General features: G+C 34.9%; 12 protein-coding genes. All 12 read left to right on the top strand.

The window, feature by feature from the left end; genetic code table 11:
- The first annotated feature begins 1 nt into the window (after position 1).
- On the top strand, positions 2-2,140 hold the full coding sequence (gene purL, locus DTUR_RS07380; RefSeq protein ID WP_012583772.1) for a phosphoribosylformylglycinamidine synthase subunit PurL: 2,139 nt from the start codon (positions 2-4) through the stop codon (positions 2,138-2,140).
- Between the two features lie 6 nt (positions 2,141-2,146).
- On the top strand, positions 2,147-3,532 hold the full coding sequence (purF, locus tag DTUR_RS07375; RefSeq protein WP_012583771.1) for an amidophosphoribosyltransferase: 1,386 nt from the start codon (positions 2,147-2,149) through the stop codon (positions 3,530-3,532).
- The gene (gene purM, locus DTUR_RS07370; protein WP_012583770.1) at positions 3,475-4,560 is read left to right on the top strand and encodes a phosphoribosylformylglycinamidine cyclo-ligase; all 1,086 of its coding nucleotides are present in this window, start codon (positions 3,475-3,477) and stop codon (positions 4,558-4,560) included. Before purF ends, purM begins: the two co-directional genes overlap by 58 nt.
- Positions 4,533-5,150 carry a phosphoribosylglycinamide formyltransferase gene (gene purN, locus DTUR_RS07365; RefSeq protein WP_012583769.1) on the top strand — a complete coding sequence of 206 codons (618 nt, stop codon included), beginning with the start codon at positions 4,533-4,535 and terminating at the stop codon, positions 5,148-5,150. The genes purM and purN overlap by 28 nt, the downstream gene beginning before the upstream one ends.
- A gap of 5 nt (positions 5,151-5,155) precedes the next feature.
- Positions 5,156-6,397, top strand: a complete 1,242-nt coding sequence (gene purD / locus DTUR_RS07360) for a phosphoribosylamine--glycine ligase (RefSeq protein ID WP_012583768.1) — start codon at positions 5,156-5,158, stop codon at positions 6,395-6,397.
- A 92-nt stretch (positions 6,398-6,489) separates the two neighbouring features.
- Positions 6,490-6,891, top strand: a complete 402-nt coding sequence (gene speD, locus DTUR_RS07355) for an adenosylmethionine decarboxylase (RefSeq protein ID WP_012583767.1) — start codon at positions 6,490-6,492, stop codon at positions 6,889-6,891.
- A complete protein-coding gene (gene speB / locus DTUR_RS07350) occupies positions 6,878-7,765 on the top strand; it encodes an agmatinase (RefSeq protein WP_012583766.1) in 888 nt (295 codons plus the stop codon). The genes speD and speB overlap by 14 nt, the downstream gene beginning before the upstream one ends.
- Entirely contained in the window at positions 7,762-8,907 is a 1,146-nt protein-coding gene (gene wecB, locus DTUR_RS07345) for a non-hydrolyzing UDP-N-acetylglucosamine 2-epimerase (protein WP_012583765.1), read from the top strand. The genes speB and wecB overlap by 4 nt, the downstream gene beginning before the upstream one ends.
- Positions 8,904-9,599, top strand: a complete 696-nt coding sequence (locus DTUR_RS07340; protein ID WP_012583764.1) for a ComF family protein — start codon at positions 8,904-8,906, stop codon at positions 9,597-9,599. Before wecB ends, DTUR_RS07340 begins: the two co-directional genes overlap by 4 nt.
- Positions 9,600-9,624: 25 nt before the next feature.
- Complete coding sequence (gene hpf / locus DTUR_RS07335) at positions 9,625-10,164, top strand: ribosome hibernation-promoting factor, HPF/YfiA family (protein WP_012583763.1); 540 nt, start codon at positions 9,625-9,627, stop codon at positions 10,162-10,164.
- A complete protein-coding gene (secA, locus tag DTUR_RS07330; RefSeq protein WP_012583762.1) occupies positions 10,164-12,527 on the top strand; it encodes a preprotein translocase subunit SecA in 2,364 nt (787 codons plus the stop codon). Before hpf ends, secA begins: the two co-directional genes overlap by 1 nt.
- Positions 12,528-13,638, top strand: a protein-coding gene (prfB, locus tag DTUR_RS07325; RefSeq protein ID WP_207285053.1) for a peptide chain release factor 2 whose coding sequence is annotated in 2 segments (ribosomal slippage) — positions 12,528-12,605 and positions 12,607-13,638 — 1,110 coding nt in all. Because the reading frame shifts where the segments join, the coding sequence is not laid out codon by codon here. It abuts the gene before it with no gap.
- The last annotated feature ends 2 nt before the right edge of the window (positions 13,639-13,640 follow it).

Below are 13,640 nucleotides of genomic sequence, written 5' to 3'. Positions count from 1 at the left end.
AATGGGTGTATTTGGGCTTAAAGAGGAAGAAATAAAGCATGCTATTAAACTACTGGGAAGGGAACCTAATGATTTAGAGTGGTCTGTAATATCGGTTATATGGTCAGAACATTGTAGTTATAAACATTCAAGGAAATATCTGAAGGATTTTCTTACTAAAGCAGAGTGGGTAGAACAAGGTCCAGGAGAGAATGCTGGAATAGTAAATTTAGGGGATGGATATAGAGTAGTTTTTAAGATAGAAAGTCATAATCATCCCTCAGCTGTAGAACCTTTTCAGGGAGCGGCAACAGGAGTTGGAGGTATAGTAAGGGATATACTTGCTATTGGAGCAAGACCTATAGCTTTGCTTGATTCTCTTAGATTTGGACCTATTGAAAAAGGAAGAAATAAATATTTGTTTGAGGGAGTTGTAGGTGGAATTAGTTTTTACGGGAACTGTATAGGAGTTCCTGTGGTAGGGGGAGAGATTGTCTTTGAGGATTGCTATTCCTCAAATCCTTTAGTAAATGTGATGTGTATTGGTTTACTGACTCCAGGACAAAAATCATATAGAGGTAAAGCTGAAGGCAAGGGAAATCTTCTACTTCTTGTAGGAGCAAAAACAGGAAGAGATGGTTTACAAGGTGCAAGTTTTGCTTCAGAGAAGTTAGATGATGAGGTACATAAGAAAAGACCCTCTGTTCAAGTAGGAGATCCTTTTTTGGGGAAGCTTTTGATTGAATCTTGCTTAGAAGCAGCCTCTACTGAGGGGGTAATCGGAATTCAGGATCTTGGTGCTGCAGGACTGGTTAGCAGCCTCTCAGAATCTGCAAGAAGGGGAAGAAGTGGAGTGAAGGTATATTTAGATAAAGTTCCTCAAAGAGAAGAGAATATGACTGCAGAAGAGATATTACTTTCAGAATCTCAAGAAAGAATGCTTCTTGTTATAAAACCAGAGAAAGCAGAGGAGATAATAAGTATATTTAAGAAATGGGATTTAGAGGCAGAAATTATAGGCGAAGTAATAGAGGAGGAAAAGTTTGTTGTCTATTTCAAGGGAGAAAAAGTTGTCGATCTTCCTACGGAGCTTCTTGTGGATGGATCTTTGATTTTTGATCCTCCTTATAAAGACTATGAGGTTCCAAATTTAGCTTTCGATTTCGGCTCTCGAGTCAAGAAAGAGCATGTGAATAGATTTTTGGAAGAGCTTGTTAATGATCTATTTATAAAAGAGAAGATATATCGTCAGTATGATTATTCAGTACAAACTAATACGGTTTTTTCTCCTGGATTCGGAGATGCCGCTGTTTTAAGAATAAAGGGAACTAATAAGGGTATTGCTGTAGTCGTTGACGGAAATGGAAGATACTGTTACCTTAATCCTAAGAGAGGTGCCATGTATGCTGTTACAGAAGCATGTAGAAATATTTTATGTGTTGGAGGAAGACCTTTAGCAATTACTGATGGACTTAACTTTGGTGATCCTGATGAAGCAGAAGTGTTTTATCAGTTTAGAGAAACGATAAAAGGGATAGACCTTGCCTCAAGGGCTCTTGAAATACCAATAGTAAGTGGGAATGTTAGCTTTTATAATGGACAAGCTGAAAATACTATATTTCCAACTCCAATTATAGGTATGGTTGGTATTCTGGAAGATTTAAGTTATTTAATAAAACCTGGATTTAAAGTGGTTGGAAATCCTGTTTATTTAATAGGGGATTTTTCTTGGTTATCCTTAGGAGGATCTAAATTCATAAAGGACATATTTGGTAAGATAGAAGGAGAACCTCCTTATGTAGATCTCATATGGGAGAGAAAACTAAAGTTTTTCATGGAGGAGATAAGAAAAGAAAGGGATATTGTCCTGTCAGCTCATGATATAAGTGAGGGTGGGCTTCTTAGTACTCTTCTTGAGATGAGCTTCTGGGGAGAGAAAGGAGTAGAAATAGTTTTGCCCTCAGATAAAATTGAGAATTTAATTGGAGAAGGCTCAGGTTTAATAGTAGTTGAGATTAATAAAGACAAAGAAATAAAGTATTTAGATTTTATAGAGAAATACGGATTAAAAACTCAAAAAATTGGTATAGTAAAAGAGAAGGAATTTATAGTAGAGCCTTTTATTAAAAGGAATATTAATGAATTTTTACGAAGAAGGTGAAATATTATGAAGATAAGAGAGGAGTGTGGGGTTGTAGGTGTAGTTACTAAAGAAAAAGGACAGGCAAGTTTTATAGCCTATAGGGTACTTTTGAAATTGCAACATAGAGGACAAGAAAGTGTTGGTATTGTGACTTTTTCCGGTAATGATCATTATTTGCATAAAAATTTTGGACTTGTCTCTCAAGTTTTTAATGAGGAGATATTGAAGAGATTAAAAGGTAGAATTGCTATAGGACATGTAAGATACTCTACCTCTGGAAAGTCAAAGGAAGAAAATATACAGCCCTTCTTAGTTAATTTGCCAAGATATGGTTATGTTGCCCTTGCTCATAATGGACACATAGCTAATTCGGATTCTTTGCGAAGAGTTTTGGAAAAGGATGGAGTTATTTTTCAAAGCAGTTCTGATACAGAAGTGATTTTACATCTTATAGCCAAATCTCAAAAGACTACATTAAAAGAAAGACTAAAAGAAGCCTTATCAAAATTAGAAGGTAGTTATTCTCTGGTTATTGGGTCTGAGGAAGGCATATATGGAATTAGAGATCCTTATGGTTTTAGACCTCTTTTCTTAGGGAGACTTTATGATGGTACCTTTATTTTTGCCTCTGAGACTTGTGCTTTAAAAGAATATCATTTGGTTGATCTTTTAGAAATAGAGCCGGGTGAAATAATTTATATCAATAAAAATGGGGAGATAAATAGAGAAAGATTTTTAGAAAGTAGTATTTCAAGATTTTGTCTTTTTGAGTTCATTTATTTCTCAAGACCTGATAGTATATATGATGGGAAGACGGTATATTACTATCGAAAAGAAATGGGAAAGGTTCTGGCCAAAGAATCTCCCGTTGATGCAGATTGGGTTGTTCCAGTGCCCGACTCAGGTATTCCTGCAGCAATAGGATACAGTGAAGAATCTGGCATTCCTTTGCAAATGTTACTTATGAGAAGTCATTATGTGGGACGAACTTTTATCCAGCCAAAACAAAAAGAAAGAGAGTCGGGGGTAAGAATGAAGTTTCTTTTTATAGGTGATTTAATCAAAGGGAAAAGAATTGTTCTTGTAGATGACTCTTTGGTGAGGGGAACTACTGGTAGAATTCTTGCTGAAAAGTTAAGGGAAGAGGGTGCAAAAGAGGTACATTTAAGACTTTCCTCTCCACCTCTTATTCATCCTTGCCATTATGGAGTAGACATCCCCAATACCAAGGAGCTAATTAGTTATTACTATTCTCCAGAGGAGATTTCAAAAATTCTAGGCTTTGATTCTGTGGCTTTTTTAAGCATGGAAGGACTTTTAAGTATTCTTCCAGAAAGGGGATATTGCGGAGAATGTTTTGGAAAGAAGATGGTAAAAAAAGAAAAGGGAAAGCTATTACTTATAGTTTAAGTGGAGTAAGTATAAATAAGGTTGAAAGAGCTCTTGAAGAAGTTAAAGGATACATTGTCTCTACTTATAAACCTTACGTATTTAATTATTGGAACAGTTTTGCTAGTGTTATTAAAATTCCTTTTCAGGAGTATAAGAATCCGCTTATTATTACAAGTACTGATGGGGTAGGGACAAAACTTATTATAGCTTTGAAACATAACCGTTTAGACACCATAGGAGATGATCTTTTAGCAATGAATGTTAATGATATACTTACCGCAGGAGCGAAGCCTTTGATTTTTATGGATTACTTTGCAGGAAGTAAGATAGATCCAGAGGTGTATAAGAGGGTTATCATAAGTATTGCTAATGCTTGTAAGAAGGTAGATTGTAGTCTTGTCGGAGGAGAGACTGCAGAAATGCCAGGAATATATAGAGGTAAAGAAATAGATCTTGTAGGATTCGTAGTTGGTATTGTTGAAGAAGAAAATTTACTCCCTAAGATGGATAGAATTAAAGAAGGAAATGTTTTAATAGGAGTAGCTTCTTCTGGACTTCATAGTAACGGGTATTCATTAGTAAGATATATTTTGAGGAAAAAGAGAATCTCCCTCAAAAAAAAGATAGATGGATATGATTTGCTTGAAGAAATACTAAGGCCCACTAAAATTTACCCACCTGTAGTTCTGCCCTTGTTAGAAAAATATAGGGATAATATTTTGGGAATAGCCCATATAACTGGGGGTGGCATACCCGGAAACCTCCCCAGGATTCTTCCTAAAAATATTCAGGCAGAAATAGATTCTTCTTCTTGGGATATACCTTGGATTTTTAAATTCTTTATTAAAAAGGGTAATTTAACTTGGAAGGAAGCCTTTAGAGTATTTAATATGGGAATAGGACTAATACTTATTGTTTCAGGAAGAGCAGAGGAGATTTTAATAGACTTAAAAGATTTGGGAGAGAAAGCTTATATTATTGGTGAATTAAATAAGGGAGAAAGAGGAGTAAAGATCGCATGGAAAGAAAACGTCTTGGAGTTTTAGTCTCAGGGAGAGGATCGAATCTTCAGGCATTGATTGATGCATCTAAGGATGAGAATTATCCTGCAGAGGTTGTAGTGGTTATAAGTAATAATCCTTCTGCTTATGCTATAGAGAGGGCAAAAAGAGAAAATATTCCTGTATTTGTAATAAGAAGGGAAGATTATAAAAGCAAAAAGGAGTATGAAGAGAAAATAAAAGAGGTTCTACAGAATTTTAAAGTAGATCTAGTAGTTCTTGCTGGGTATATGAAGATTGTGGGTAAGACCCTACTTGAAGCTTTTCCCAATAGGATTATAAATATTCATCCATCTCTTCTCCCTTCTTTTCCTGGACTTGAAGCTCAGAGACAAGCTTGGGAGTATGGAGTAAAAATCTCGGGTTGTACTGTGCATTTTGTGGATGAAGGTATAGACTCGGGTCCTATAATTGGACAAAGAGCAGTTCCTGTCTATGATGATGATACTCCTGCGACTTTAGCAGAAAGAATTCTTCAAGAGGAACATAAGCTTATAGTTGAGTCGGTGAAAAAAATATTAACGGAAGATTTTGAGATAATTGGAAGGAGAGTAGTTTTTAAGAAGAGGGGGTAAAGATTATGAAAGTTTTAGTTGTAGGAAGTGGGGGAAGAGAGCATGCTATTTGTTGGAAACTCTCACAGGATAGTAATGTGGATAAGATTTATGCTATTCCTGGAAATGCAGGGATAAGTAGTATTGCTAATTGTCTACCTTTTAAGGTTGAAGATATAGACTCTATAGTAAAGTTTGCTAAAGAAAATAGAATAGATTGGACGATAGTGGGACCAGAATTACCTCTTGCTATTGGGATATCTGACAAATTTAAAGAAAATGGATTAGAGATATGGGGTCCTGTTAAAAATTTGGCAAAACTTGAAGCTAGCAAGGCTTTTGCAAAGGAGATTATGAGGAAGGCTGGAATACCAACTGCAAATTTTAGAATTTTTGATAATTTTGGTGATATAAAAGAATTTTTAAAAAAGGAAAGATATCCATTGGTAATAAAGGCTGATGGACTTGCTGCAGGAAAGGGCGTGTTTATTGTAAATAATGTAGAGGAAGGATTAGAAATTGCTAATAAACTTTTTAACGAAGAGATTTTGGGAGAGGCTGGAAAGAAAGTGGTTGTTGAAGAATTTCTTAATGGTAGAGAATTTTCTCTTATTGCAGCAATTAAGGGGGAGGAGATTTATTATTTACCACCTGCTCAGGATTATAAAAGAATAGGAGAGGGTAATACTGGACCTAATACTGGAGGAATGGGGTCTTACGCTCCTGTACCTTGGATAGATGAGAGGCTTATTAAGGTATGTGATGAAAAGATTTTTAAGCCTCTTATGGATGAAATTCATAAAATGGGACTTCAATACGAAGGTTTCTTATATGGTGGGCTTATATTGGTGGATGGAGAGCCTTATGTTCTTGAATTTAATGTAAGACTTGGAGATCCAGAAGCACAAGTTATCTTACCACTTTTAGATTTTTCCTTTCTTTCCTTTAAAGAGGGGACATGGAAAGACAAAAAGATAAAGGATAAAAAAGCTGTTTGTGTAGTGCTTGCTTCAAAAGGGTATCCTGGGAACTACGAAGTGGGACGAGAGATAAAAATAAGGGAAAGTGAAGAAGTAATTATATTTCATGCGGGTACTAAATGGGTTGATGGTAAGCTCGTTACTGCTGGAGGTAGAGTGTTAAATGTGGTTGCTCTTGGAGAGAGTTTTAAAGAGGCAAGAGATAAGGTCTATAAAAATATCAATAATATTAGCTTTGAGAACATGTATTACCGGAAAGACATTGCCCTTGAGGTGGAAAATCTATAAAAATTTCTCCAAAAATTATTGACATAGGGGGTTAATTGTATTATATTTAGCGTTGAACATCATTTTGAAGAAAGGGGAAGTAAGGAGAAAAGATGTTAGGACCGCACTTAGTTTTAGATTTATATGGTTGTCCAAAAGAGAAGTTGGAAGATGTAAAATTTATTTACGATCTCCTGGATGAGCTTCCAGAACAGATTGGCATGCAAAAAATCATGCCACCTTATGTGATGAGGTATGTTCCTGAGGATGATCCATTGGATTGGGGAATATCAGGTGTGGTATTGATTGCTGAGAGCCATATAGCGATTCATACCTGGCCAGATTTAAACTATGCTAGTGTAGATATCTTTTCTTGTAAGACCTTTAACATTGACCTTGCAAAAGAATTAATCGAAAAGAAACTTTCTGCCCAAAAAACAGAGTGGGAAATCTTGGTAAGAGGTAGAGAATTTCCTATCAATCTCCTTAAAAGAGGAAGGAATGCAGCAGTATAGATATACACCCTCCTTTGGGGGCCTTCCCTCTAGAAATCCTGAAGATTCAAAAGTACTCATTATCTCATGTCCTCTTGAAACAACAACTACCTATAAAAAGGGTACCAGGGAAGGTCCCCAAGCAATATTGTTGGCTTCTTATAATTTAGAGCTTTATGATGAGGAGCTCGATGATATTCCTGCTGAAGTAGGGATATATACTCACCCAGATCTTTCTTTATCCTTAGGGAATTTAAAAAAAGCTCTTGAAGAAATAGAAAATTTTACCTTCAATATTATTGATTACAAACATTTTCCTGTTTTTTTAGGTGGGGAGCATACAATTACTAAGGCGATATTAAGAGCATATACTAAGAAATATGATAGTTTTTCTATATTACATCTTGACGCTCACTCGGATTTAAGAGGTGAATACGAGGGGACAGAAAATAGCCATGCTTGTGCCTTAAGAGAGGCTTCGGAGAAAATTAAGATAGTTCAGGTTGGTATAAGAAGTATGTCTGAGGAAGAAAAAGATTATGTTAAAGAGAGAGAGAACATAAAAATATATTTTGACTACAAACTTCAAGAGAAATTTGATGCCTTTGTAGTTGAGGATATCTTAAAGAATTTAGAGGAAGAAGTTTATATAACTCTTGATTTTGATGTGTTCAATCCTTCAGAAATGCCTGCTGTGGGTACGCCGGAGCCTGGAGGACTTTCTTGGTATCAAGTACTTTATTTGTTAAGAGAGGTTTTCAAAAATAAAAAAGTTATAGGGGCCGATTTTGTGGAATTTTCTCCAATTCCAGGATTAGTGTATCCTGATTATATGGCAGCAAGGCTAATTTATAAAACTATAGGTTATTATAAAAAATATTCTTTAAGAGCATGAGTAAAAAGAAGATATCTCTTGTATTTGGTACAAGACCCGAAGCCATAAAGATGGCACCTGTAGCAAAGGCTTTAAAGGATTCTGAATTTTTTGAGGTTCAGATTATATTAACAGCTCAGCATAGAGAGCTTTTAGATCAAGTGATGGAAATTTTTGACTTAAAAGGGGATTATGATTTAAATATTATGCAAGAGAAACAAACTCTTACCCAAATTACTGTAAAGGTTCTTGAGGGTCTTGATTTTATATGGCAGAAAGATCCTCCTCATATGGTACTTGTTCATGGAGATACTACTACAACTTTTTCTGCGAGTCTTGCAGCATTTTATAAAAAACTCCCTGTAGGACATGTAGAAGCTGGATTAAGAACTTATGATAAATATCAGCCGTATCCTGAAGAAATGAATAGGCATCTTACTGGAGTTCTTGCAGACTTACATTTTGCTCCAACTAAAAAGGCAAAAGAGAATTTAATAAATGAAAGAATATCTGAAAAAAACATATTTATAACAGGAAATACTGTCATAGATACATTACTCTTTGTCCATAAGAATATGGATAAACTAAAACCCTCAAAATTAGTCGAAGAACTTCCGGAAAAATTTATTCTCGTTACTGCTCATCGAAGAGAAAATTGGGGAGAACCCCTTAAAAACATTGTCTTAGCTTTAGACGAGATTTTAAGAAGGTTTGATGATCTTTATGTGGTATTTCCAGTTCACCCTAACCCCATAGTAAAAGAACAAGTATATTCAATACTTGGAAAAAATAAAAAGGCTATATTGATTCCTCCAGTAGACTATATAACTATGGTATATCTATTAGATAAGTGTTATCTTGTTTTGACCGATTCTGGTGGATTGCAAGAAGAGGCCCCATCCTTAGGAAAGCCTGTTCTTGTTTTAAGAGAAGTTACAGAAAGGCCTGAGGCAGTAGAAGCGGGGACTGTGAAGATTGTTGGGACGTATAAGGAGAATATTATAAAAGAATTGAGAACTCTTATCCTTGATAAAGAAGAATACACTCGCATGTCTAAAGCAATAAACCCTTATGGAGATGGTAGGGCAAGTGAAAGAATAAGAGACATACTTCTTTATTACTTTGGATTTAGAGATTTTCCTCCAGTGGAATTTAATCCATGATCTCTTTTTTTGAAAATTTTCTATTAGATGTTTTGTTTCCCAAGAAATGTGTGTTTTGTGGTAGGTATTCTGAGGGTTTTGTGTGTAAAAATTGTTTGAAAAAGTTGAAATTTCCTGAGTATTACTGCTTAAGCTGTGGACAGCCTCTTACTGTGGATTTGCAAATTTGTTATAATTGTAATAAAGAGGAGAGGAAATGGGATGGTTATGAGTTTGTGGCTTACTATGAAGATGGATGGAAAGACATTATAAGCTTATTTAAGTTTAAAAATAAACCTTATATAGCAGATTTTTTCTCACAAATTGGAAGCAAAAAGATTTTAAGAAAAAAATGGAAAATTGATTATATAACTTATGTTCCTTTAAGTTATAAAACTTTAAAAGAGAGGGGATATAATCAATCAGAATATCTTGCTTATTTTTTAAGTAAGAGTCTAAAGGTTGCTTATGGTCCTTTACTCTATTTGAAAAAGAATATAAAACCCCAGAAAACATTAAATTTGAAAGAAAGAGAAGAAAATATGATGAATGCTTTTGGAGTAATTGAAAATAGAGAGATTAATGGGAATATCCTTCTTGTAGATGATGTCTATACAACAGGGACTACCTTGAAGGAGTGTACAAGAACTTTGAAAAAGAGTTTTAATTTAGATAAAGTTTATATATTCACTGCTGTAAGAGTTCTGATTTAAAAAATTTTTGTAAGGAGGTTTTATTATGCAGATAAACTATGTGAGTAAGAACGTGAATATTACTGAGAATCTTCAAGAATATGCAGAGAAAAAACTTTCTAAGCTATCAAGGTTTTTTGATAATATTGAAAATATTGAGGTGGTCTTTTCTGAAGAGGATTGGAGAGATGGAAGCAAAAGACATAGAGTGGAAGTCACATTAAAGGCTAATGGAAAAATAATAAAGGCTTCGGAGGCAAATCAGGATTTTAGGAGTAGTGTGGATCTTGTAGTAGACAAACTTGAAGCTCAGCTAAAGAAGTTAAAAGAAAAGTTGGTAGATAAAGGAAGAAGAACCGAAAGTATTAGAGGGATTTTAATAGAGGAGACCAAAGAAGAAAAACCAGAGGTGGTAAAAGTAAAGAGATTCTTGTTGAAACCTATGGATCTTGAGGAAGCTATTTTGCAGATGGAACTTTTAGGACATGACTTTTTCATCTTTAGAGATGCAGAAACTGATAAAATAGAAGTAGTGTATAAAAGAAAAGATGGAAAGTATGGATTAATTGTAAGTGAGGAGGAATAATGGGATTTTTGTCAAAATTGTTTGATTCCAACGCTCGTACGTTAAAGAAATTAGAAGAATACGTAAAAAGGATTAATGCGTTAGAGCCTGAAATAAGCAAATTATCGGATGAGGATTTAAAAAGGAAGACTCCCGAATTTAAGCAGAGATTAGAGAGAGGAGAGACTTTGGATGATCTCTTGATTGAAGCCTTTGCTGTAGTAAGAGAAGTAGCTAAGAGAACTATAGGAATGAGGCATTTTGATGTTCAAATTATGGGAGGAATTGTCCTTCATCAAGGAAAGATTGCAGAAATGCAGACAGGTGAAGGAAAGACTTTGGTTGCAACTCTTCCTGCTTATCTAAATGCTTTAGAAGGAAAGGGTGTACATATAGTTACAGTGAACGATTACCTTGCTAAGAGGGATAGATATTGGATGGGTCCTATATATGAATTTTTGGGATTAAAGGTAGGGCTTTTGCAAAATGATACTCCTATTCTTGAAAGAAAAAAAGCCTATATGGCAGATATTACTTATGGTACTAATAATGAATTTGGTTTTGATTATTTAAGAGATAATATAGCTTTATCACCTGATCAACTTGTTCAAAGAGAGCTTAATTATGCCATTGTGGACGAGGTAGACAGCATACTAATAGATGAGGCAAGAACACCTTTGATTATTTCTGGTCCTGCTAAAGGAGAAAGTCACATTTATAAGCTTGCTATAAGGGCTGCAAGATATTTGAAAAAGGATGTAGATTATACTACTGATGAAAAAACAAAGACCGTGTCTCTTACCGAGGAGGGGTTGAGAAAAGCTGAAAGTTTTCTTGGCGTTAAAGACTTATATGATTTTAAAAACATGGGGCTTGCTCATGCTCTCTTACAATGTTTAAAGGCTTTGAACTTCTATCATCGGGATAGAGATTACATAGTTAAAGATGGGGAAGTAATAATAGTAGATGAATTTACTGGTAGATTGATGTTTGGAAGAAGATATAGTGATGGGCTTCATCAAGCAATAGAAGCTAAAGAGGGAGTAAGAATAAGAGAAGAAAATGTTACCCTTGCTACAATTTCTATTCAAAATTATTTTAGAATGTACAAAAAGCTTGCAGGTATGACAGGTACTGCGGCAACTGAAGAGGAAGAATTTGTCAAAATATATGGATTAGAAGTAGTAGTTATACCTCCTAACAAACCTTTGAGGAGAATAAATTATCCTGATGTTATTTTTAGAACAGAAGAAGAAAAATTTGAGGCAGTTGTAAAGGAAATTGAAGAAATGTATAAAATAGGAAGACCTGTACTTGTGGGAACTACCTCTATTGAAAAATCTGAACGGTTAAGTAAAATGCTTAAAAAGAAGGGAATTCCCCACAATGTCTTAAATGCTAAATATCACGAAAAAGAAGCTGAAATTATAGCTAAAGCGGGGCAAAAGTATGCAGTGACTATAGCTACAAATATGGCTGGAAGAGGGACAGATATAGTATTAGGTGAAGGTGTAGCGGAACTTGGAGGTCTTCATGTGATTGGAACAGAAAGACATGAGAGTAGAAGGATTGATAATCAGCTAAGAGGTAGGGCAGGAAGACAAGGAGATCCAGGATCTTCAAGGTTTTATCTTTCTCTTGAAGATGATCTGCTTAGGCTTTTTGGTGGAGATCAAATAAAAGCTCTTATGGAAAGGTTAGGTATGGAAAGAGGACAACCTATTGAGTCTCCTCTTCTTACAAGAATCATTGAGAACAGTCAGGCAAAGGTAGAGAGAATGAATTTTGAAATAAGAAAACAGTTACTTGAATATGACGATGTGTTAAATACTCAAAGGGATATAGTTTATAAAGAAAGAAGAAAGATCCTACTTATGGATAACTTAGAAGAGATTGTACAAAGGATAATGAACAGAGTTCTTGATAAGTTCTTCACCATTATGTTTAATCAAGAGAATAGAGAGAGTTGGAAAAATATGTTTTTGGAGACCTTTGGCTTTTTACCCTTCGATTGGGAAGAGATAATTAAAGAAGAGGATTACACTGAGGTAAGAGAAAAATTAGAGGGTAGAATAAGAGAGAGATACGAAAAAAGGAAAGAAGAATTTGGAGAGGAGATGTGGAAAGAAATTCAAAGAATTGTACTTCTTTATGTTATAGATAAACTATGGATAGAACATCTTAATGATATGGAGGCATTAAGGGATGGTATTGGACTTAGAGCCATAGCTCATCATGATCCTTTAGTGGAATATAAAAAAGAAGCTTATCAAATGTTTCAAGATATGGTAGAAAGTTTTGAATGGGAAAGTATAAGATATCTATTTAATATTCATATTTCTACTCAAGAGACTAAGACTACCACAAAAGGGAGGAGAAGTTAATTGGTAGTATCTATAAATGATCTAATAATCAAATATGAAGAGATAATTGAAACATTCAACAAGTTAGGAGGTTATCTTTGACCTTGAAAGTAAGAAAAAAGACCTTAAAGCTCTTGAAATGGAAATTGCTAATCATAGATGGGATAATTCAGAAAAGGTAAAACCTATTCTTACTAAATTCAATAAGTTACAAAAGGAAATTGAAAGTTGGGAAAAACTCAAAACCGATATAGAGGAGCTTTCTGAATGGAAAGATTTGTTAGAGGAAGGAGATGAATATAAAGAGGAATTTGAAAAAAAGTTAAAAGAAGTAGAGAAAAGTTTAAAAAATTTTGAGATTGAAATGGTATTGCAGGATCCTCATGATGAGGCAAATGCTGTTTTGTCTTTGCATGCGGGAACGGGCGGTACTGATGCTCAAGACTGGACTGAGATTCTTTTGAGAATGTATATAAGATGGGCTGAAAGAAAAGGATACCAAGTGAAAATTCTTGATATCTCACCTGGGGAAGAAGCAGGAATAAAAAGTGCTACTTTGTTAATTGAAGGTGATAAGGCTTATGGTTATCTAAAGGGTGAAAAAGGAGTGCATAGATTAGTGAGGATATCACCCTTTGATGCTAATCACAGAAGACATACATCTTTTGCGTTGGTTGAAGTAATTCCTGAACTTCCCGAGAGTACTATAGAGATAAAGCCTGAGGATTTGAAAATAGAGACCTTTAGAGCTGGGGGTGCAGGGGGACAACATGTAAACAAGGTAGAATCGGCTGTAAGAATCACCCATATCCCTACAGGTATAGTGGTTCAATGTCAAAATGAGAGATCTCAACATGCTAATAAAGAGATGGCTTTAAGGGTTTTAAAGGCGAGATTGGAAGAGCTTGAAGAGAGAAAAAGAAGAGAAAAAATTGCATCTTTAAAGGGGGAAGTTCAAGAGATAAGTTGGGGCAATCAAATAAGATCTTATGTTTTTCACCCTTATACTTTGGTTAAAGATCATAGAACAGGTCTTGAAATTGGGAATGTCCAAGCGGTTATTGATGGGGAAATAGATCCCTTCATAGAGGCTTACCTTTTTAATGAATTTAAAAAGAAAAATAAGTCTTAAAC

Source organism: Dictyoglomus turgidum DSM 6724 (genome assembly GCF_000021645.1).
In the GTDB taxonomy this organism is placed as follows: Bacteria; Dictyoglomota; Dictyoglomia; order Dictyoglomales; family Dictyoglomaceae; genus Dictyoglomus; species Dictyoglomus turgidum.
This window is presented reverse-complemented; position numbering and strand designations above follow the sequence as displayed.